This is a genomic window from Halomicrococcus pelagicus, assembly GCF_051917725.1.
GTDB lineage: Archaea > Halobacteriota > Halobacteria > Halobacteriales > Haladaptataceae > Halomicrococcus.
This window is the reverse complement of sequence record NZ_JBQBLX010000001.1, coordinates 400170-420325: the sequence shown is the minus strand read 5'-3', so window position 1 is coordinate 420325 and position 20156 is coordinate 400170. Positions and strand designations below refer to the sequence as shown.

18 protein-coding genes and 1 tRNA gene are annotated in these 20156 nt (G+C 66.5%); 8 read left to right on the top strand and 11 right to left on the bottom strand.

Translation table 11 applies throughout. From position 1 onward, the window contains the following. Position 1 precedes the first annotated feature (1 nt). Entirely contained in the window at positions 2 to 1462 is a 1461-nt protein-coding gene (locus ACTF4R_RS02280) for a twin-arginine translocation signal domain-containing protein (protein ID WP_440005913.1), read from the bottom strand. A 377-nt stretch (positions 1463 to 1839) separates the two neighbouring features. After that, on the bottom strand, positions 1840 to 2832 hold the full coding sequence (locus tag ACTF4R_RS02275) for an aldo/keto reductase (protein WP_440005912.1): 993 nt from the start codon (positions 2830 to 2832) through the stop codon (positions 1840 to 1842). Between the two features lie 96 nt (positions 2833 to 2928). Here ACTF4R_RS02275 and ACTF4R_RS02270 point away from each other — a divergent pair, with 96 nt between their 5' ends. Next, positions 2929 to 3750 carry a DUF8054 domain-containing protein gene (locus tag ACTF4R_RS02270; RefSeq protein ID WP_440005910.1) on the top strand — a complete coding sequence of 274 codons (822 nt, stop codon included), beginning with the start codon at positions 2929 to 2931 and terminating at the stop codon, positions 3748 to 3750. 30 nt (positions 3751 to 3780) lie between these two features. Here ACTF4R_RS02270 and trmB read toward each other — a convergent pair whose 3' ends face one another. From trmB to glyA, 3 genes are all read right to left on the bottom strand, one after another. Continuing rightward, positions 3781 to 4833, bottom strand: a complete 1053-nt coding sequence (gene trmB / locus ACTF4R_RS02265) for an HTH-type sugar sensing transcriptional regulator TrmB (protein ID WP_440005908.1) — start codon at positions 4831 to 4833, stop codon at positions 3781 to 3783. A gap of 65 nt (positions 4834 to 4898) precedes the next feature. Then, positions 4899 to 5645, bottom strand: a complete 747-nt coding sequence (locus ACTF4R_RS02260; protein ID WP_440005906.1) for a proteasome assembly chaperone family protein — start codon at positions 5643 to 5645, stop codon at positions 4899 to 4901. Between the two features lie 85 nt (positions 5646 to 5730). Then, positions 5731 to 6978, bottom strand: coding sequence for a serine hydroxymethyltransferase (gene glyA, locus ACTF4R_RS02255; protein WP_440005904.1), 1248 nt, complete (start codon positions 6976 to 6978; stop codon positions 5731 to 5733). Between the two features lie 107 nt (positions 6979 to 7085). Between glyA and ACTF4R_RS02250 the strand changes: the two genes are divergently transcribed. Further along, positions 7086 to 9038: a hypothetical protein gene (locus ACTF4R_RS02250; protein ID WP_440005902.1), complete on the top strand. Its 1953-nt coding sequence runs from the start codon at positions 7086 to 7088 to the stop codon at positions 9036 to 9038. Positions 9039 to 9178: 140 nt separating this feature from the next. Here ACTF4R_RS02250 and ACTF4R_RS02245 read toward each other — a convergent pair whose 3' ends face one another. Beyond that, a complete protein-coding gene (locus ACTF4R_RS02245; RefSeq protein WP_433624115.1) occupies positions 9179 to 9319 on the bottom strand; it encodes a hypothetical protein in 141 nt (46 codons plus the stop codon). 336 nt (positions 9320 to 9655) lie between these two features. Here ACTF4R_RS02245 and tbsP point away from each other — a divergent pair, with 336 nt between their 5' ends. The 3 genes from tbsP (at position 9656) to ACTF4R_RS02230 (ending at position 12632) form a co-directional block, all read left to right on the top strand. Continuing rightward, positions 9656 to 10480 (top strand): transcriptional regulator TbsP, encoded by an 825-nt coding sequence (gene tbsP / locus ACTF4R_RS02240; protein ID WP_440005900.1) that lies wholly within the window; start codon positions 9656 to 9658, stop codon positions 10478 to 10480. A gap of 79 nt (positions 10481 to 10559) precedes the next feature. Continuing rightward, entirely contained in the window at positions 10560 to 12302 is a 1743-nt protein-coding gene (locus ACTF4R_RS02235) for a YcaO-like family protein (protein WP_440005899.1), read from the top strand. A gap of 156 nt (positions 12303 to 12458) precedes the next feature. Continuing rightward, positions 12459 to 12632: a DUF7479 domain-containing protein gene (locus ACTF4R_RS02230; RefSeq protein ID WP_440005898.1), complete on the top strand. Its 174-nt coding sequence runs from the start codon at positions 12459 to 12461 to the stop codon at positions 12630 to 12632. On the opposite strand, the gene ACTF4R_RS02225 is transcribed toward ACTF4R_RS02230, so the two are convergent. From ACTF4R_RS02225 to ACTF4R_RS02215, 3 genes are all read right to left on the bottom strand, one after another. Further along, entirely contained in the window at positions 12629 to 13762 is a 1134-nt protein-coding gene (locus ACTF4R_RS02225) for a DUF63 family protein (RefSeq protein WP_440005896.1), read from the bottom strand. The two genes, ACTF4R_RS02230 and ACTF4R_RS02225, sit on opposite strands and share 4 nt — an antisense overlap. 43 nt (positions 13763 to 13805) lie before the next feature. Then, positions 13806 to 14273 carry an Lrp/AsnC family transcriptional regulator gene (locus tag ACTF4R_RS02220; RefSeq protein ID WP_433624105.1) on the bottom strand — a complete coding sequence of 156 codons (468 nt, stop codon included), beginning with the start codon at positions 14271 to 14273 and terminating at the stop codon, positions 13806 to 13808. A gap of 76 nt (positions 14274 to 14349) precedes the next feature. Next, positions 14350 to 15162 (bottom strand): inositol monophosphatase family protein, encoded by an 813-nt coding sequence (locus ACTF4R_RS02215; protein ID WP_440005895.1) that lies wholly within the window; start codon positions 15160 to 15162, stop codon positions 14350 to 14352. Positions 15163 to 15418: 256 nt separating this feature from the next. Between ACTF4R_RS02215 and ACTF4R_RS02210 the strand changes: the two genes are divergently transcribed. Both ACTF4R_RS02210 and ACTF4R_RS02205 read left to right on the top strand, forming a co-directional pair. Further along, positions 15419 to 15712 carry a hypothetical protein gene (locus tag ACTF4R_RS02210; RefSeq protein ID WP_113275577.1) on the top strand — a complete coding sequence of 98 codons (294 nt, stop codon included), beginning with the start codon at positions 15419 to 15421 and terminating at the stop codon, positions 15710 to 15712. 151 nt (positions 15713 to 15863) lie between these two features. Further along, a tRNA-Leu gene (locus tag ACTF4R_RS02205) sits at positions 15864 to 15947 on the top strand. Between the two features lie 211 nt (positions 15948 to 16158). Here the strand turns inward: ACTF4R_RS02205 and ACTF4R_RS02200 are convergent. After that, positions 16159 to 17343 (bottom strand): pyridoxal-phosphate-dependent aminotransferase family protein, encoded by a 1185-nt coding sequence (locus ACTF4R_RS02200; protein ID WP_440005893.1) that lies wholly within the window; start codon positions 17341 to 17343, stop codon positions 16159 to 16161. An 801-nt stretch (positions 17344 to 18144) separates the two neighbouring features. Here ACTF4R_RS02200 and ACTF4R_RS02195 point away from each other — a divergent pair. Then, positions 18145 to 18888 (top strand): four-helix bundle copper-binding protein, encoded by a 744-nt coding sequence (locus ACTF4R_RS02195; RefSeq protein ID WP_440005892.1) that lies wholly within the window; start codon positions 18145 to 18147, stop codon positions 18886 to 18888. Between the two features lie 27 nt (positions 18889 to 18915). Here the strand turns inward: ACTF4R_RS02195 and ACTF4R_RS02190 are convergent, their stop codons facing one another. Next, positions 18916 to 20043 (bottom strand): acyl-CoA dehydrogenase family protein, encoded by a 1128-nt coding sequence (locus ACTF4R_RS02190; RefSeq protein WP_440005890.1) that lies wholly within the window; start codon positions 20041 to 20043, stop codon positions 18916 to 18918. Positions 20044 to 20156: the final 113 nt, after the last annotated feature.

Below are 20156 nucleotides of genomic sequence, written 5' to 3'. Positions count from 1 at the left end.
GTTAATCAGAGTTGTACGCCTCTATCGACTTGAGCTGGCTCTTCAGCGACTGCATAGCGCTCTCCGGAGATTGACCGCCAGAGTAGGCCGAGTGGACGCTCTGGGCAATCTTGCCCGATTGCTGGGGCCACACCGCCGTCACGGGCCGTGGAATAGCGTTCTGTCCGGCGATCCGAAGCTGATCGATGTACCGACCGATGATTGGAACTTCCCGGGCCTGTTTCGACTTGAGGAGGTCCGGTTCCGGCGGAAGCCAGCCGATCAGTTCGAATAGCTTGAACTTGAACGACGGCTGCATCATCGCACGGAGCACCTCGATGCACTTCTGAATCTTCGGCGAGTTCGGGTTGACGGTCATGTGCCAGCCGCCGAGCGCGGCGACCGGTCCGCCCGTCCGCTTGTACTTGGCGTTGTTCGGTTTGACGCCGTACGGAATGGGCATGACGCCCAGGTCCTTCCCGAACACGTCTTCGGCACCGTTCAGGACGATGGAGTACGGCCAGTTGCGGTGCATGACCGCGTTCCCGTTCGTGAACGGTGCTCGCGAGGTCTCCTCGGTCCACGACAGCACCGCGGATGGCGAGATGGGACCCGCGTAATCGTCCAGCGTGTTCGGCGCGTTCGGTCCGTGGATGAAGGTCCGGATCATCTTGATGGAGTCGACGACCGGTTTCTCTGCGACGGTGACGGGTCGCTCGCCGATGGGACCGAACAGGTTGTCGAAGCCGCCGAAGTACGCCCCACCCCACGAACTCATGAACTCGTTGAAGTCACAGCAGGACAGTCCCTCGTAGATGTCGGCCTGGAAGGTGAACCCGTAGGGCATCGACCCTTTCTTCTTGTCGTTCTGTTGTTTCATCACCTCCTTTGTCACCTTCGAGAACTTCTTCCAGTCGATCGATTCGGTGGCCCAGTTGTTCTTGTCCGGCTGGAATCCGGCTTCCTTCACGAGGTCCTTCCGGTACTGCATCGTCGGGAAGTCCGGGAACAGCGGGATAGCGTACAGGTCACCGTTCTTGGCCGTCGCGGTCTGGACGCTGGCCTCGAAGTAGTCGTTCTTGGCCCTTTTTACCATGTTCTGCGGGAGAGCGTCGCTCAGGTTCATGACCTGACGGCGGGCGATGAACGTCAACGCCCACCCGCTGTCCATCAGGAGCATGTCCGGCTCTTCGAGGTTGGCCGAGAGCCAGCGCTGGTACTGGGACTGACGGACGCCCGTCTGCGAAGAACCGGCGAGGACATCGACCTCGATGTCCTTGGACAACCCTGCCTCGTGTAGCGCTTTGTTGATAGCGCCGGCGTTGTCGGCCGCGTCGGAGTCAGCCGCCCACTTTATCGTGTTCGGATTGGCGACCTGACCGCGGCTCGTGCAGCCCGCGAGCCCGGCAGCGGTACCCGACGCACCGACTGCTTTTACGAACTTTCGCCGTGATACGCCATCACGCGAGCTAGCACCTACCATAGCTCAAAAAATGGGAGTTGGAGCATTTATATCTTCGCCATGATTGACTATGTTAATTGTAACTTTCTCGACTAACTCACTTTCGCACACGGGGCTAAGCAGACGTACCGACGTAAAACAAGTTATGGCCGTTCCCTTACGTTCGTCCGACTCGCCAGAAACCGTCAGGTACAGTCTTACGGCCGGAAACGAACGCTGGACCGGTCGACTGACGTGGTACAGACGTAAAAAACTCCCGGCAAAACCATATTATTTCCAGGTATTTAATAAGAATAATACAGCGAGGGTTTCCGTCGTATTTACAACGCCGCGAAAGTCCACACGCCGTTGTCGAGTCGCTTGCACCGGTCGACGGAACGTCGACGCCACCGGACCGTCTACTCCTCGATTCCGGCGATTTCACGCGACCAGATGGGGGTGTTCGGTTCCTCGAGACGTTCGACCTGCTCGTCGGACAGCGACACGTCGAGCGCGGCGACGTTCTCCTCCAGGTGGTCGAGCGTCCGCGGGCCGACGATGGGCGCGGTGACGACGTCCTGATGCAGGAGCCACGCGAGGCTCACCTGCGCCGGAGTGGCGTCGACCTCGTCTGCGACCTCCCGGACCGCGTCCAGGACCGCCCAGTTCTCGTCGGTGAACCGCTGTTCCGTGTACTCGTCGCTGGCGGCCCGGCCTTCGTCGAGGTCGCCGTCGCGGTCGTACTTCCCCGTCAGGAAGCCGCCGGCGAGCGGCGACCACGGGATGACGCCGACGCCCTCCTCCTCGCAGACCGGGAGGACGTTCTGCTCCTCGTGACGGTCGACGAGGTTGTACTCCGGTTGCATGCAGGTGAACCGCTCGTAGTCGTTCAGGTCGCTCTCCGCGAGCGCCCGCTGGAACTGCCAGGCGGCCATCGTGCTCGCGCCGATGTACCGCACCCGCCCCGTTTCGACGAGGTAGTCAAGCGCCGACAGCGTCTCCTCGATGGGCGTCGACTCGTCCCACCGGTGGATCTGGTAGAGGTCGACGTAGTCGGTGCCGAGTCGCTCCAGACTCCCCTCGATCTGGTCGAGTACGTGCTTGCGTGAGAGACCCTGGCCGTTGGGGTGGTCGCCCATCTGACCGTACACCTTCGTTGCGACGACGAGCTCCTCCCGGTTCCGGTCCTCGATGGCGTCGCCGACGATCTCCTCGCTCTCGCCGTGCGAGTAGACGTTCGCCGTGTCGAGGAAGTTGATGCCCAGGTCCAGCGCGTGGTCGATGATCTCGTGGCTCTTCTCCTCGTCGCCGATCATCCACGGCTGCTCGCTGCCGAAGTTCATGCAGCCGAGACAGAACCGGGACACTTCGAGACCGGTGTCGCCGAGCGTCGTGTACTCCATCTCAGTCATACGTTCGCCTGCTGGTCGCCCGTCGGCAAATGACTGTGGGCCCCGGGAGCCCCGAACACTGAAACCGGCCCGCGACCAAACACTCCCCACTCTTCCATGCTCGACGCTCTCCGGAACCCGGAACACACGGGCGAGAATCGGTGCTGGCCCTGTACGGCGGTCAACGGTGCCCTCCTCGCGTTCGCGTGCGCGGGCATTGGACTCTGGTCACCCGCCAGGCGCACGGTTCGTGGCCTCGCCGCCCTCGCGCTCGGGACGGTCGGCAGCGGCGTCATCGCACTTCGGGGATACGTCGTCCCCGGGACGCCACGGTTCGCACCGCGGTTCGTCGCTGCGCTCCCGGGAATCGACGACCCGCACGCCGCCGGCCCGTCCGACTCCTCGCCCGACGACCCGGGGTCGCTCGCGTCCGGGGCCGACGACGCGACGGGCGAGCGCGCCGCCGACGCCCTCGTCGACGCGGGCGTCCTGCACGCCGTCGGCGACACCGTCCACCTCGACGAGCGGTTCCGCGAACGCTGGCGTGCGGCGATGGCGGACGTTCGGAACGAGGACCTCGCGACCGCGGTCCGGAGCGTCGCCGAGCACGCAGAGACGGTCGAGACGGTCGAGGAGGGTCGCTGGGTGGTCCTCTCGGGCGGCGGTCCGGCGAGCGAGACGTGGCTGCCGCGACCCGTCGCCGTCGCGGAGGTTGCGGCGGTGCGAGCGCTCGCCGACGACGGCGTCCCCGTCGCGTTGCGCGCACCCGCCGCGTCCGCGCTGCGGACCTTCCTCCAGGACTGTCCGGCCTGCGACGTTCCGCTGGCGGAGACGACCACCGACGACTGCTGTGGCAGTGCGACGACGAACCCCATGGCTCCGCCCGAGACGGTGCTGGCCTGTCCCGACTGCGGTCAGCGCAGCGTCACGCTCGACTGACCGGGCGCGGTCAGAACTCGACCGACTCGCCTACGCCGGCGGTTCGCCTTTCCCGACGCGAATCTCGTGGGCCTCGATGGTTTCGAGCGCCGCAACCTGCCCGCCGACGGTGACCTCGCCGTCGGCGGTCTCGACGGTCATCCCGGCGACGCGCTCGCCCGCCTCGAAGGAGAAGCCGACGATCTTCCCCTCGACGACGCGGGACTCGCCCGTCTCGATGTCCCGGCCCTCGACGGTGGCGTAGAACTCGCCCTCCAGCCCCTGTATCTCTTTCACGCAGCGCCGGATGGACGCGTACCGCCGGGGGAACGAGCGGCCCTCGCCGTTCGAGAAGAGCGTGCGCTCGGTGGTCGTCCAGAGGACGGTTCCGAAGAACCCGGAGACGAGAAAGCCCAGCGCGGAACGGTTGAAGATGACGCCGTAGCGGTCGCGGTCGTCGCGCAACGCGTCCTGCGTCGCGTACATCGAGTACCGACCGTCGGCGACGGCGATGACAGGGGTCGTGATGCCGCGGCGGGCGCGCACCGTGGTAGCGACGGCGGCGTAGTCGAACTCGTCCGGGTCCGGTGCCTCAGAGGCGGGCGTCACGATGAGTTCGACGCTGACGCCGTCGTCGGTGGCCGCGGCGAGTTGCTCCGCGAAGCGGTCGAGCAGGTCGGGCGTCAGCGACAGCGCGAGTTCGTACTCCGCCGCGTCGACGACGTCTTCGAGGTACCGAAGGATGGTCGAGCGGGACTTCACCAGCGAGACGGCCTCGGTGTCGCGTCCCGGAGCCGTGTACCGCGATTCGAGGCCGGCTATCATCTCGTCGAGCGACGACTGGACGTTGGAGAACGCCTCCTCGGGGTCGATGGCGATGACCTTCATCGGCCGCGATTCGCGCAGTTCGACCAGTCCGCGGTCGCTGAGGCTCCGCACAGTGTCGTACACCCGCGGCTGGGGAATGTCGGTCCGTTCGGCTATCTCGCTCGCGGTCAGGTCCCCGTGTTCGAGGACGGTAAGGTAGGCGTCTATCTCGTACTCGCCGAGATTGAACCGCTCCCCCACGCGCTCCAGCGTGCGGTAGAGGTCGTCCGAGGTCATTGTTACTGGCAAGCCGACCGAGCGCCTTATCTCCCCCCGTTTTCCATCGACCGCGACCGCGACGGCTACACGAACATCCTGTCGGTGGCGTGCTCCTCCTCGCTCGCGGCCTGCAGTCGCGAGGACAGTTCCTCGTAGTACCCGCTGACCTCCTCGGCGAACGCCTCCAGCGGTCCGGTGTCGACGTCGAGGTCGTACACCTCGTCGACGGCGGCGATGAGTCGGAGCGCGGCTTCGACGTCGGGAGCCTGGGCGTGGACGGGCGTGACGTAGATGCCGACGCCGAGCGGGGAGTCGATTCCCTGGCCGACGAGCGTCGCGTTCACGCCGTCGAGGAAGCCGTGCCCCATCCCGGGGACGTCCGCGTCGGCGAGGCGACTGTCGCGGTAGTCCTCGGTGGCGATGTGGAAGACGCGGTGCTCTTCGGGGCCGTGCGGAACGGGGATGCCGGAGAGGACGGCGATCTCCTCGACTCCGTTCTCCTCGGTCCAGTCGATGATGGACCGGCCGAACGAGTCGGCGGCCCACGCCGGGACGAAGAGTTCTCCGAGCAGTATGGTGACGTCGAGGTCGGGCCGGGAGAAGAGCCGGGTGTGGTGGCGGGGGCGGCCGTTCTCGAACGGCGTGATGGCGGGCAACTGGTCGGCGGTGACGTGACCGGTCTCCTCCAGGCCGAGGTGGTCGGCGAGGTAGTCGACGGCAGTCAGGCCGGCCAGTCCGAACTCCGAGAAGCCGGCGAGTAGCGTCGCGCTCGGCTCCCGTTCGGTGGTGATTTCGAACGACGCGCGTACTGGAGGCTCTCCGTCGGGCATGCCGTACGGTACGACGGATGCGCACTTAGTCTCCATCCCCAAATAGTGGGGAGCGCCGGAGAATCGCGGGAAACGAAGAGGACGGTTACTCGTACAGGGGGTTCGCGTCGCAGAGCTTCTGGACGCGTTCGGCGGCGTCCGCTCGCACGTCCTCGTCGTCGACGTTGTCGACGACTTTCGCGATGAGGTCGCCGACCTCGCGCATGTCGTCGGCGTCGAAGCCGCGGGTCGTGAGCGCGGGCGTGCCGGCGCGGATGCCGCTGGTGACGAACGGCGAGCGCGTTTCGCCCGGCACCGTGTTGGCGTTCAGGACGATGCCGACGTCTTCGAGCGCCTGCTCGGCCTCCTTGCCGGTCACGTCCTCGTGGGACTCCCGGAGGTCGACGAGCACGAGGTGCGTGTCGGTGCCGCCGGAGACGAGGCCGAACCCGTGCTCTCGAAGCTGTTCGCCGAGGACCTCCGCGTTCTTCACCGTCTGGGCGGCGTACTCCTCGAACTCGGGCTGGAGGGCCTCCTTGAATCCGACCGCCTTGCCCGCGACGTTGTGCATCAGCGGACCGCCCTGCATGCCAGGGATGACGGCCGAATCGACGTCGTCCGCGTACTCCTCGTCGCACATGATGATGCCGCCGCGACCCGACCGGATGGTCTTGTGCGTCGAGCCGGTGACGAAGTCCGCGACGCCGACGGGCGAGGGGTGTTCGCCCGCCGCGACGAGTCCGGTGATGTGGGCGATGTCGGCGAGATGGTAGGCGTCGGCGACGTCGGCGGCCGCCTGGATGCGCTCCCACTCGACCTGCCGGGGGTACGCCGAGTAGCCCGAGACGACGATGTCGGGCTCGAACTCGCGGGCGTGGTCGAGGAGCGCGTCGTAGTCGATGGTGCCGGTTTCGGTGTCGACCTCGTAGTGTTCGACGTCGTAGAGCTGGCCGGCGAAGTTGACGTGGTGGCCGTGGCTGAGGTGGCCGCCGTGGGTCAGGTCGAGCGAGAGAATCTTGTCGCCGGGGTCGAGCACGGCGAGGTAGACGCCCATGTTCGCCTGACTGCCGCTGTGCGGCTGGACGTTGACGTGGTCGGCACCCCAGAGTTCCTTGGCGCGCTCGATGGCGAGCTCTTCGACCGTGTCGACGTGTTCACAGCCGCCGTAGTAGCGTTCGCCGGGGTAGCCCTCGGCGTACTTGTTCGTGAGGGTGCTCCCCTGGGCCTCGAGGACGGCCTCGCTCACGTGGTTCTCGCTCGCGATCATGGCGAGCGTGTCGCGCTGGCGGTCCACCTCTGCCGAAAGTGCGTCTGCGACGTCGGGGTCGACCTCCCGTACGTGGTCGTACTTCATGTGGTACTCGGAGACAGCACGGCGTATAAGTTTACCTTTCGGTGAATAGAGTTCCTCTCCCCGATAGAAATATAAGTTAATGGTGGGATAACAGTTTTACTGCCGGCATGATCGAGTGGGAGGAGACGAACGACGGTATCCGGGCATTCGACCGGACGAAAACGGGGATTTCCATAGACGCACCCGACTGGCGCAGGAGCAGTACCCCGCTCGACATCGACCGCCCCGTCGACGAGACGGTCACTGGAGTGGCGTCCGAACTGCGGTTTCCGCCGAGTCTGGCAATCGTCACCGACCTTACAACAGGCGAACGTTACGAACACGGGGGTGACTCCGGTACGCTCTCGTTGTCGGACAGCGACTACCTCGTCAACGTCCACGGCAACGTCAAGACCTACCTTCGGTTCTCCGGTCCGGCGACGGTGCGGAAGACGGACGACTTCGACGAACTCATCGTCGAGTTCACGGCGCCGACCAGGGTGACGTTCGGGTTCCGGAGCCACCACGAGGTACCCGTCGACACCGTCACGGTGCCGCCGACGCCGCACGGCCTGGCGACGGCGCTCACCGCCCTCTCCGCCTCCCACAAGACCACGGGGCCGGACCGGTCGTTTCCCACGCTCCGGGGCCATCCGCCCCGGATATCGGTCGGCAACCAGACCGACGTTCCGGAGACCGTCCGGGACCGGCGGAAAGACGTCGGCATCGAGTTGCTCGTACCGGACGACTTCGACTCGCTGTTCGTCGCCGCACCGCTCGCGTACTACCTGCAGGCGGACGTGAAAGCCGAGCGCCGTGACGCCCCGGTGCTGCGCGCGCCGGCACTCGACTACACGTACTCGTTCAGTCCGCTTCCGCAGTTCCAGCACGAGGCCGCCGACATGCTCAGGCGCGTGTTCTTCCTCGACTGTCTGGTCCGCAACGCGGGACCGCACAGCTGGAATCTCGCGGAGCTACCGCTGCTCGACGAGGTGGAGATCGACGCCAAGGAGACGTACGAATCGTCGCCCGCGGAACAGCTCGTCACCTACATGCTCGCGCCGTTCGAGCGCGTCGACGACGAGTTGCCGGACTGGCATCTCTCGACCTACGTCGACCCGGTCGTGGACAACGTCTCGTCGCTGCCGTACATGCTCTCGAACCTCTCGCTCGTCTACCTGCCGGAGACGTCGGAGCTGAATCCGGGCGAACTCCTCGACGCGTCGCTGGACGACTTCTACCGTGGCGCGCCGGAGATTCCCGGACGAGCGACCGCCAGACCCTACCGCCGTACCGGCGCCGGTCCGGTTACGTCGGTCGACCGCGTCAAGCCGGAACTGCACCGCGGACGCGTCCACGGCTGGCTCGCCGACGGCGTCCCCATCGACGTGTTCAAGGTGGAACCGACCGCGTACGAGAACCGGTTCGACTACCTCGACAGGGAGGGCGACGAGATAGAAGTGGCGCTGATTCTGAACGACGAGGAGATGGAGACGGAGCACGAGAGCGCCGCCGACATCTATCGCGAGCGGGCCGAGGAGCTCCCGATGGACGTGACGGTGCGGGAGTACCTTCGCCGCGACGAACTCGCGGGCGTGCTGGAGACGCCGCGCGACTTCGTCCACTACATCGGACACTGCGAGGAAGACGGCCTCCGATGTACCGACGGGAATCTCTCCGTCGCGAACATCGCGGAGAGCAACGTTCAGACGTTCTTCCTGAACGCCTGCGGGTCGTACTACGAGGGGATGGAACTGGTCAAGAAGGGGAGCGTCGCGGGCGCGGTTACGTTCAACAAGGTGTTGAACAAGCAGGCGGCGAAGGTCGGCGTCTCGTTCGCTCGACTGCTGATGAACGGATTCAGCATCCAGACGGCGATGCAACTGTCCCGCAGGCGCATCATGACCGGGAAGGACTACTCCGTCGTCGGCGACGGGACGTATCAACTCGCCCAGAGCGAGACTACCTTCCCCATAGTCGGAAAAATCGAGAGCGACGGCGACGGGTACGAGTTCAGATATCGGTCGTTAATGGTTCGGATGGTCGGCAGCGGCTATCAGCCGTACATCCAGGACAACTAGGACATCTATCTCCACGGGGACGACGCCGCGTTCGAACTCTCTCGTTCGGAGCTACGGACGTTCCTCGAACATGCAAAAATGCCGATAGTGTTCGCCGGAGAACTCTGCTGGTCCGACGAAGTCCTGACCGCCCTCGCCGACTAGGGACCCGTCGCTCCGCCGGAGTGGACCTGCGGCGAAATCCCGTACTCTGCCAGAATCGTGTATCCAAACAGCAGGCTGAATGCGAGGTTCGTTGCCTTCGGATGTTCCGTGAACCACTGGCGTATCTTACGTCGCATGACATTAGTTCATACTTCACATCCACACTTCATTCTTTCGGACTGTTCAAGGAAAATGTAATTAGTAAGTTGGAGTTACTCGACGCCCGCCGTCGGCGTCGTCGATTCGGTGGTCGTTTCGACCGACGTAATTCCGGGACAGACGGTCGGAGCGGACGACGACGGCCGAAATTTCTTTTCCAGCACGGGGCAGTATCTGGTACGACGGTCACGGACCCATTATACGTCGCTACCGATTGTAATTACCCCGTTGACCAATTGTTCATCCAACATAACCTATGATTTCCGTCGAGTTCGAGCGTTAAAATTAAATAGATGAATCTCGTCGGCGTAGACATGGAAACAAAATCGAACCTGCTGAATAAAAGTGTCAGTGAAATTTTACGAACTGCCATCGACGAATCGCCCGAGAGCATGCTCGTCGTCAACCCCTCGGCGGACGTCATCGAGCAGCTCGTCGACGCTGCGACGGGGTACGACGGCGACCTGCCGGAGATGCGGATGCTGGCCGACGAATCCATCCTCAAGGACGTGATGGAGGACTTCATCATCGCCAGCAACGCCGCGGACCTCATCGACGAGGGCGCGCTCACGATGCGCACGACCGAGGAGCCGTCCGGGAACGAGCTGCTCATCACCGACGAACTGGTCATCGCGCTCGTCGCTGCGGGCGACCACGTCGGCGGGCTGACGAGCGACGACGACGGGTTCGTTGAGGCGGCCAACGACGCGTACACGACGCGCTGGGACGACGCGGAGGAGTTCTCGCTGCGCACGCCGCCGCTCTCGCGCGTGCGAGCGACGCTGGAAGAGGAGATCAGTCCCGAGGCCGAGGACGACTTCGACAGCGTGCTCGCCTCGCTCGAAACCGCACGCGGTGACGGTGACGGCCTCGACGAGGTGACCATCAGCCTGCTCGTCGCCGCGAAGAACGAGGCGCTGCTGTACGACATCAGCAAGTGGGGCGAGGACGTCGGCATCGCGAGCAAGGCGACGTTCTCGCGGACGAAGACGAAGCTCGAGGACATGGGCCTCATCGGAACGGAGAAGGTCCCCATCGACGTCGGTCGTCCCCGCCTGCGCCTGAAGCTGGCACACGAGGAACTGGAGGGCGCCGACGCGGACCAGCTGGCCGGCGTCGCCCAGAGCATCCTCCACTGACGACGCGTTCTTTTCGTTCTTTTTCCGACAGCGGTAGCTATCCGCGTCGCTTTTGACACGCGGGCGTCTGGGTCCCCGCATGAACGAGCGACAGTTCGGCGTCGTCGGAGACGGTCCCGCTGCGGACGCGGTCCGGGCAGCGCTCTCGGACGCCGACGGGACGGCCCGGGAGTGTGCGGCGGCGGACCTGGAAGCGGTCGAGTTCGGCGTCGTCGTCGGGGGCGTCGGCGACGACGCGTTCTCGCGTGCGAACCGAGCGAGCGACGGGACGCCGTGGCTGGCGGTCGAACTCGGGGGCGTCGGCGGGCACGCGCTCGGGGACGTCGACGCCGCCGTCTCCGGCTTCGGACCGGGAACGGCCTGCTACGACTGTCTGCGAACCCGCGTGGCGGCGAACGTCGACGACGGGGACGAGCCGACGAGCGACGAGGCCCGGGACGAGCCGGTCGAACGCGCGACGGCGCGGCTCGCGGGCGCACTCGCCGGGCGCGAGGCGGTCGCGCTGCTGTCGGGCGACGAATCGCCCGTCCTGGGCGGCGTCCTCGAACTGCCCCACGCCCAGCGGACGCTCCTGCCCGTCCCCGGCTGCGAGACGTGCGGAGAGGCGCGCGACCGGACCCTTTCGGTCGGGCACGCGACGGCGTCGGTCGAGGAGTCGGTCGAGCGCGCGGAGCGGGCGCTGGACGAGCGCGTCGGCGTCGTCGCCTCGCTCGGCGAGGTGGCCTCGTTCCCGGTTCCGTACTACCTCGCGGAGGTGACCGACACGTCGGCGTTCAGCGACGCCCGCGCGGCGGAGCAGGCCGCCGGGGTCGCCGCCGACTGGGACGCCGCACTGATGAAGGCGCTCGGGGAGGCCCTAGAGCGCTACTGTGCGGGCGTCTACCGCGAGTCCGAGTTCGGGGTCGCGCCGGCGTCCGCGCTCGACGACGCCGTCCCGCCGCGCGAGTTCGTCCGACCGGAGGGGTGGCCCGCCGCAGCGACGGAGTGCGCCTGGGTTCCCGGCCGGAACCTCGCGACGGGCGAACCGGTCACCCTCCCGGCGGAGTTCGTCCAGTTCCCGCCGACGGAACCGCGATTCAAGCCGCCGATAACGACCGGACTGGGCCTCGGCAACTCGACCACGGAGGCGCTCCTGTCGGGACTGTACGAGGTCGTCGAACGCGACGCGACGATGCTGTCGTGGTACTCCACGTTCGACCCGCTCGGACTCGACGTGGACGACGAGGGGTTCCGGACGCTCGCGAAGCGAGCGCGCGCGGAGGACCTCTCGGTGACGCCGCTGCTCGTCACGCAGGACGTCGACGTTCCGGTGGTCGCCGTGGCGGTGCATCGCGGGGACGACGCCGAGTGGCCGCGGTTCGCGGTCGGTTCCGGCGCGAACCTCGCCCCCGCCGCCGCGGCGCGGTCGGCGCTCGCGGAGGCGCTCCAGAACTGGCAGGAGCTGTCGATGATGGGGCGGGAGGCGGCGTCCGACGCGGAGGGTGCCATCGCGCGCTACGCCGACTTTCCGGCGGCGGCCCGCGAGTTCGTCGACCCGGAGACGACGGTGCCGAGCGACCGGGTGGGGGTCGACGACCCGCCGGAGGGCGAGGACGAACTCGAAGCGGTCGTCGCGCGCGCGAACGACGCCTTCGACGTGTACGGTTCGCGGCTCACCACACGGGACGTGGAGCGCCTCGGATTCGAGGCGGTGCGCGTGCTCGCGCCGGAGGCCCAGCCACTTTTCACCGGCGACCCCTTCTTCGGCGAGCGCGCTCGCTCCGTGCCCGCGGACCTCGGATTCGACCCGTGCCTGGACCGGCAACTCCACCCCTACCCCTGACACGGTCAGTCGGTAATTTCCTCGCCGCACTCTCGTCGATGGCGTTCGAGACTCCATGTTAACGCCACCCAGGAACTTATGTTAGATACTGTCGTACGTGATACCGGCCAGGACCATAATTATGAACAATTTCAGTAACGATTCCGCGGGAATCGCATGACGACCGAGTTCGACCTGACGTGTGCGAGTTGCGGAACGCCGCTGTCACGGGGGACGGTACCCGGCGAGCAGTTCGGCTTCGGGGACGTCGCGGACACCCTCGAAGTCGCGGAGTGTCCGAACTGCGGCGGCCGGTACTTCCCCGAGTCGACGCTGGAACGCCTGAACTAGACGCCGAACGTCGCCCTGAGCATGTCCCGGCTCCCGGGTCCGAGTCCGACCGCGAGGATGGCGATGAGCAACAGGATGGCGTACCGCGGACTCTCCTCGAAGATGTGCCGGTCGAACACCCAGACCACGGCGACGGCGGCGAGTATCTTGACGAACAGGAACGGCCACGCGGTACCGACGACCGACGTGATCGACGCGGGAAGCACGGAGTCGGTGATCGAGACGATGGCGCGGTTGACCGGGTGTTTCGCGCCGTACTGGCCCGCGAGTCCGAGCGCGCCCGCCCAGTCGAGCACCGCGACGTTGGCGACGCCGTCGACGGCGTGCCCCCAGATGACGACCGCGCCGATGGCTCCCGTCCCGGCGTTTATCTCCGGTTCGAACGTCTCGATGGCCCACCACGTCACGCCCGTCACCAGCGTCGCGCCGCCGAGGACGACCGCGGGGACGAGGAGGTTGAGCGTCACGAGTTCGGTGCTGAACGAGAGCGCGAGGAGGTACCCGAGCGTGGCGACGAGCGCCACTGCCCCGACTCCGAACAGCGGGTACTCGTAGCGGTCGACGACGTTCCGTCGCGCGAAGAAGACGCTGGCCACGAGCGCCGCCAGCGTCACGAAGAAGACGGTGAAGTAGATGACGGGACTGATGATGAGCGTGTTCCACGGGTAGGAGATGGCGACGTCGACGCCCTGCAGACCTCCATCGAGGGCGTCCTCGACGACCCGGAGCGCGCCGCCGAACAGCATGAACGGGAACAGCGCGAAGAAGAGGCTCCGGTCCTGGCCGACGTCGAGTCTGCGCAGCAGGAAGACGAGACCGACGAGCGCGGCGATGAGCGTGACGGCGTAGCCGACCTCGGAGACGAGGGTGTATCCCGGCACGGCGACCGGTTCTGGCGCGGTCGCACAGGCGTTCGCCTCGTAGAGGAAATTCGTCGTCCCGCCCTCGCGGACGGCACACTGTGCACCCTTGGCGTCGGCGACGACCGGTCCCCAGAAGTAGTGCCAGACGAACTCGTCGTACACTCGCCGGGGGAACGCGACCACGCCGCCGACGAGGACGACGAACGCTGCGAGGACTCCGGCGGCCCACGCGCGCTCGGAGTCGATACGTCCGCTTGCAGTGTCCATGTCCGTGCCACCGGAGCGAGCGGATTTCAGGGTTCCGGTCTCGTCACTCCTCGTCGGCGGCGCTCAGGGGAAGTTCCTCGCTCTCGAACGGCGTCCCGAGGACGACCATAGTCTGAGAGCGCGAGAAGCCGTCCATCTGGGCGATGTTCTCGAACATCAGTTCACGGAGTTCGTCGGCGTCCCTGGCGTACACGCGCATCAGCACGTCCCACGACCCCGTGGTGAGATGGACCTCCTGGACGCCGTCGATGTCTTCGAGACGTGCGAGGGTGTCTTTCTCCCGGCCCTGCTCGACGCGGAGGCCGACGAACGCCGAGATGCCGAGCGACACCTCCTTCGGGTTCACCTTGGCGTGGTAGCCGCTGATGACGCCTTCCTCCTCCATCCGGTTGACGCGGTCGTGGACCGTCGCGCTGGACATGTCTATCTGTCGAGCAATCTCGCTGAAAGGAGTCCGCGCGTCGGACTGGAGCGCCCGCAGGATGGCGCGGTCCGTGTCATCCAACTTCATACGCTACCCTGTCCCCCCGGAGATAAATATCCTTACACATATCGGAACGAGTGACTGAACTCGCCGCGGGCGTAGACTACCCGCCGTCGGTTCGCTCCGACTCGGCGTCGCGCGCGGCGGCCAGCACGGCCTCGTGTGCCTCGCCGTTCGAGGCGACCAGCCCGCGACTGCCGACCGTCCACCGGTCGCCGTGAACGTCGGTTACGGTCCCGCCGGCCCGTCGGACCAGGTGGACGCCGGCCACACTGTCCCACGGATTCGGCGAGACGTTCGTCACGGTGGCGTCGAGCGCGCCGCTCGCCACCATCGAGAGCGTGAGCTGGGCGCAGCCGATGCGACGCATGTCCCCGAACCGGGAGACGATGCTCCGGACGGCCGCGGCGTACTCGTCGCGGCGGTCGAACCCCCACCAGATGGTCGGCGCGACGGCGAACGTCTCCGGGTCGGTACGGTCGCTGACCGACAGGGCGTCGCCGTTCCTGGCGGCGTCGTCCGGTCCCGCGACGTAGGCGTCGCCCAGCGCCGGGGCGACGTTCGCCGCCGCCACCGGTTCGCCGTCGCGGACCGCCGCGACGCTCGTCATCCACAGCGGCGTCTCGCGGACGAAGTTGTTCGTGCCGTCGATGGGGTCGACGACCCAGGCGTCGCCCTCCTCGGGCACCGCCTTCAGCGCGTCCTCCTCCTCCCCGACGATGGCGTCGTCGGGGAACTCCTCGCGGACGAGTTCGACGACCCGCCGCTGGGCCGCACGGTCGGCCTCGGTGACCACGTCGGTCTTTCCGTCTTTCGTCTCGACGTCGAGGTCCGTCCGGAAGCCGTCCGCCGCGACGCGACCCCCTTCGGTCGCTGCGCGCTCGGCGAGTTCGACGCGCGCGTCGATGTCGGTCATGGTCGTGGCTGTCCGGGAGCGAGGAAAGGGCTGTCGGTTCCGGACACGTCGGAGAGGTGAAACGACGCGTCGGCGGAGACGACCGCGGTCGTCGACGGTGCGCGGTCGTGCTGTCGCTTCGCGTGAGTGGTGGTCACGTGAGCCAAAATCGCATCCCCGTGGATGGTTCGGAATACTTATTCGGATGTGAGTTAAGATTTGTAATGAGCAGTCGGCCCCTCTCTCCCCAGAGGGGTACTGTCGAGAACTGATACCAATGTGGCAAGACTTCGTATTCCTCGGTGGAAGCATCGTCATCATGCTATCGCTCGTTCCAACCCTCCGTGACGAGGACGCGAGCGTTCCGCTCCGAACCAGTCTCCCCTCGGTCGTGGTGCTGTTCGCCCAGACCATCGCGTTCGCCACCATCGGCCTGACCGCGTCGGCGGTCGGTACCGGGATGGGGTTCGTGCTGTGGACGCTCATCGCCAAGCGGAAATCCCCGGTCCGAGAGCGGCGGCCCTCCCCCGCTAGCTCGCTTCGCGGCGTCATCTCCATCCTGGCCCGCTAGGACCGTCGACGTCCCTTTTCTGTCGTCGCCGTCTCGTCTATCAGCGACGGCGACCGTCTGTCGCTGCGTGCGCGCCGTCGAACGATTTCGGAGGGCGTTTATAGATTCGGAGACCATAGGTGGAAACGCCGAGACGAAAACGACCCACGGTGCGAGGGTAGCCAAGCCTGGAAACGGCGGCGGACTCAAGATCCGCTCCCGTAGGGGTCCAAGGGTTCAAATCCCTTCCCTCGCACTGACGGCCCCGACGGGCCGGAACAGTGCGGCAAGACGGAGCGTCTTGCCCTCGCAAACTGCGGTCCCTCGCGGACCCTCGCAAAACGTTTTCGCGACGTCACGCCGGCCAGCGGTGGTGCCGGCGAGGGGCCGAGCCGTTCGCCCTCTGACGAGAAAACAGGTCAGCGTCCTCCCCGAGCGTCGACCGGGAGGCGAATCGCGGTGACGGATTACTCGCCCAGCCGCCGGCTCGTCGCGGCGAGTCCGGCCTCCACGTCGACGTCGGCCCCCTGGTCGTCCAGCGCGTCGCCGAGCGCGCTCACGAGGTAGGAGACGGTCTGGGGGCGCGCGGAGTAGCCCATGCACCCGATACGGAAGATGTCGCCGTCGAGGTCGCCCAGCCCGGTGGCTATCTCCAGGTCGTACTGCTTCAGCAGGTAGTCGGTCACGTCGGTGTCGGTGACGCCGTCGGGCACCCGGACGGCGTTGAGGCTCGGCAGCCAGTAGTCGTCCGGCGCGTTCATCGAACCGCCCATCGCCTCGACGCCGGCCTTCAGCGCACCGGCCATCTCGCGGTGACGCTGCCAGCGTTCCTCGATGCCCTCCTCGGCGACGAGCCTGAGCGCCTCGCGGAGCGCGTACACGTTCGTGATGGGCGCGGTGTGGTGGTAGGCGCGCTCGTCGCCCCAGTACCCCTCCAGCAGCGAGAGGTCGAGGTACCACGACCGGGCGGGGTCGTCCCGGGAGAGCACTTTCTCCATGGCGCGGTCGTTGAGCGTCAGCGGACTCGCGCCCGGCGGACAGGAGAGACACTTCTGCGGGCCGGCGTAGGCCGCGTCGACGTCCCACTCGTCGACGCGCAGTTCGACGCCGCCGAGCGACGTGACGGTGTCGGCGATCACGTACGCGTCGTGGTCGTGAGCGATGCTCGTCAGTTCCGGCACGTCGGGCTGGAGGACGCCCGTGCTGGTCTCGGCGTGGACGAACCCGAACACGTCGGGCTGGTGCTCCTCGAAGGCCCGCTCCACGTCCACGGGGTCGAGCGGTTCGCCCCACGGCGCGTCGACGTGGACGACCTCGCCGCCCGCGCGCTCGGCCATCGACTCCATCCGCCCGCCGAAGTAGCCATTCGTCGGAACGAGCATCGTGTCGCCGGGTTCGACCAGGTTGCCGATGGCGGTCTCCATCGACGCCGAACCGGTGCCGGAGACGGGAATGGTCCATTTGTTGTCGGTGCGGAACGCGTACCGCAGGAGCTCCTGCACCTCGTCCATTATCTCGACGAACGAGGGGTCGAGGTGGCCGACGAGCGGCGTACTCATCGCGCGAAGTACGCGCGGATGGACCTCGCTCGGGCCCGGTCCCATCAACGTCCTGTCCGGCGGCGTCAGTTCTCCGACGTCCGGTCTGTCCATACCGCTCCGTTTTACGGCCCGGCACAAAAACCTCGTCCTCGCGGAACTGCTCTCCAACGCGAGGCTAAATCGGAAAACCCGGGGTTTCCAGCGGAAAACGGTCGAAACGGTCGCGGCGCTTTATCTCCGCCGTCCGCATATCGTGGGGTGCCCAGTGAACGCTGGGCGAGAAACGCAACGGAGACACTGGGGGTGACGCGACGGCGAGGACTGGAAAGCGGTTTCCGACCCCCGGTCGGGACTGGGGAGCCCGGCCGGGACCGGCCATCGACGGCGGCCGTCGTTCGACCGGCATCGAAGCGAGCGCGACCCGCGTACGACGCGGGAACCGTCGCTCGTCGGGGGCGGTGACCGGAGACGAACGCGGCCGCCGGGGGACGCGGACCTGTGCCCGGGACGGTTCCGGGGTACGAGTCCGCGAGCGCCAGTCTCGACGACCGTCCGCGCTGCCGGGGGACGCTGCGACACTCACGGCCGCACTGTCGGAACGGGCCGTGCTATCCGGGCCGTCGAATCGGCCGCTCGCTCGACCCGCCGGGGACGGGTCGAGCGAGGACAGCTGCCGACAGATACCCGTTCCAGTCGCGGCTATTTCTCGTTCGAACGACAGTTGAGCCGGAGTAACGACTCGTTTTCACCACGACAAACTCCCGGTGAACGTCTCGTCGGTGTCGCTCCTGAACGGTCCGGACGAAGCTAAACGGAACGACCCGGGCACCTGAACGGTCGGGAACGGTCGCGGCGGTTTAACCGGTGGTCGACTGTACTGGCGAGTGCTCCCGCGTGGGAGCGGAGAAAACAATGGCACACCAGTACCAGCAGCCGCAGGCAGGCGGTGGGCAACGCTACGGTGGATCGAGACAGCAGACCGGCGGTGGCGGTCAGCAGTCCCGACGGGGCCAGCAGTCGGGCCAGCCACAGCAAGGCGGCCAGCAGTCCCAGTTCGGCCAGCAGGGACAGCAGTTCCAGCAACCCCAGCAGGGACAGCAAATCCAGCAGGGCCAGAAGTTCGAGGACCATCTGACGAGCGAGATGCGGATGTGTCTCGACGACTGCCTCGAAGTCGAGCAGGTCGCGGAGTGGTGTGCGGACCAGTGCATCGAGCAGGGTCCCCAGATGGCCGACTGTGCGCGCCTCTGCGAGGACGTGAGCGACATCGCACATCTGACGGCGAAAGCGATATCGCGGAACGCAGCCACGACGCCGTACGTCGCCGAGGCGCTGCTGAACGTCGGCGAACAGACGCTCGAAGAACTCCATCGCCACGACGCACCCCACACGCAGGAGACGGCGAACGTGCTCGACCGGACGCTCGACTCCACGTACCAGGTGCTCCAGAAGATGGGACAGCAGGGCGGAATGCAGCAGCCCGGAATGCAGCAGGGCGGCGGCCAACAGACCGGAATGCAGCAGGGCGGTATGCAGCAGGGCGGAATGCAGCGTGGCGGAGGCCAGCGAGGCGGAATGCAGCAGGGCGGAATGCAGCAGGGCGGAATGCAGCAGGGCGGAATGCAGCAGGGCGGCGGCCGGCAGCCCCAGTTCTAGGCCGAGAGCGACTCTCGGCGACGCCGGTCAGTCGAGCAGATTTCGCGCGATGACTTTCTTCTGTATCTCGCTCGTGCCCTCGTAGATGGTCGTAATCTTGGAGTCGCGGTAGAACCGTTCGACGTCGAAGTCGGTGGTGTAGCCGTAGCCGCCGTGAATCTGGACCGCCTCGTTGGTCACGTCGACGGCGGACTCGCTGGCGAAGTACTTCGCCATGCTGGCGGCCATCTCCGGCGTCTCGCCGCGGTCGTCGGTGCGCGCCGCGTCCCGGGTCAGCAGGCGCGACGCCTGCACCTTGGTCTGCATGTCGGCCAGCTTGTGCCTGATGGTCTGGATGTCGGCTATCGGCTCGCCGAACTGCTCGCGGTCCTGGGCGTAGGCAACCGCCTCGTCCAGCGCGGCCTGGGCCAGTCCGACGGACTGGCTGGCGATGCCGATGCGACCGCCGGTGAGGATGTGGAACGCCGCCGAGAGGCCGCGGCCCTCCTCGGTGAGGCGGTTCTCCGCGGGAATCCGCACGTCGTCGAAGATGAGCGTCGTCGTGTCGCTGGCGCGCAGACCGAGTTTGTCCTCCTTCTTGCCGACCTCCAGTCCGTCGGCGTCCTTCGGGACGGCGAACTGCGTGACGCTCCGGGGGTCGTCGCGGTCGGTCTTGGCGAAGAGGACGACGACGCCCGCCCGCTGGCCGTTAGTAATCCACTGTTTCTTGCCGTCGATGACGTACTCGTCGCCCTCTCGCCTCGCTTCCGTCGTCATCTCGGCGGGGTTCGACCCGGCCTGCGGTTCCGAGAGCGCGAACGCGCCGACGGGACGGCCGTCGACCATCTCCGGCAGCCAGCGCTCCCGCTGGTCCTCGTCGCCGAACTCCGCGATGCAGGAGGTGGCGAGACAGTGGACCGAGAGCGCCGTGGCGACCGACAGGCTCCCGTAGGCGACCGCCTCGTTGACGAGGCTGTACGTGAGTCGGTCCACGTCGAGACCGCCGTACTCCTCGGGGACCGTCATCCCGGTCACGCCGAGGTCGGCCATCTCGTCCCAGACGTCCTCGGGGAACTCCTGGCGTTCGTCGCAGTCGGCCGCGAGGGGTCGAATCTCCTCGACGGCGAACTCCTGGACGGTGTCCCGGATGTGGCGCTGTTCCTCGGAGAGGTTCATACCACGCAGTTTCGGACGGTGAAGGAAAAACTTGCCCGTTCCTCGCGGACGGGTCGACGGACGAGAGCGGTGGACCGAAGAACGTGGGAAGCCGAGCGTGGAGGAGAGCGGCA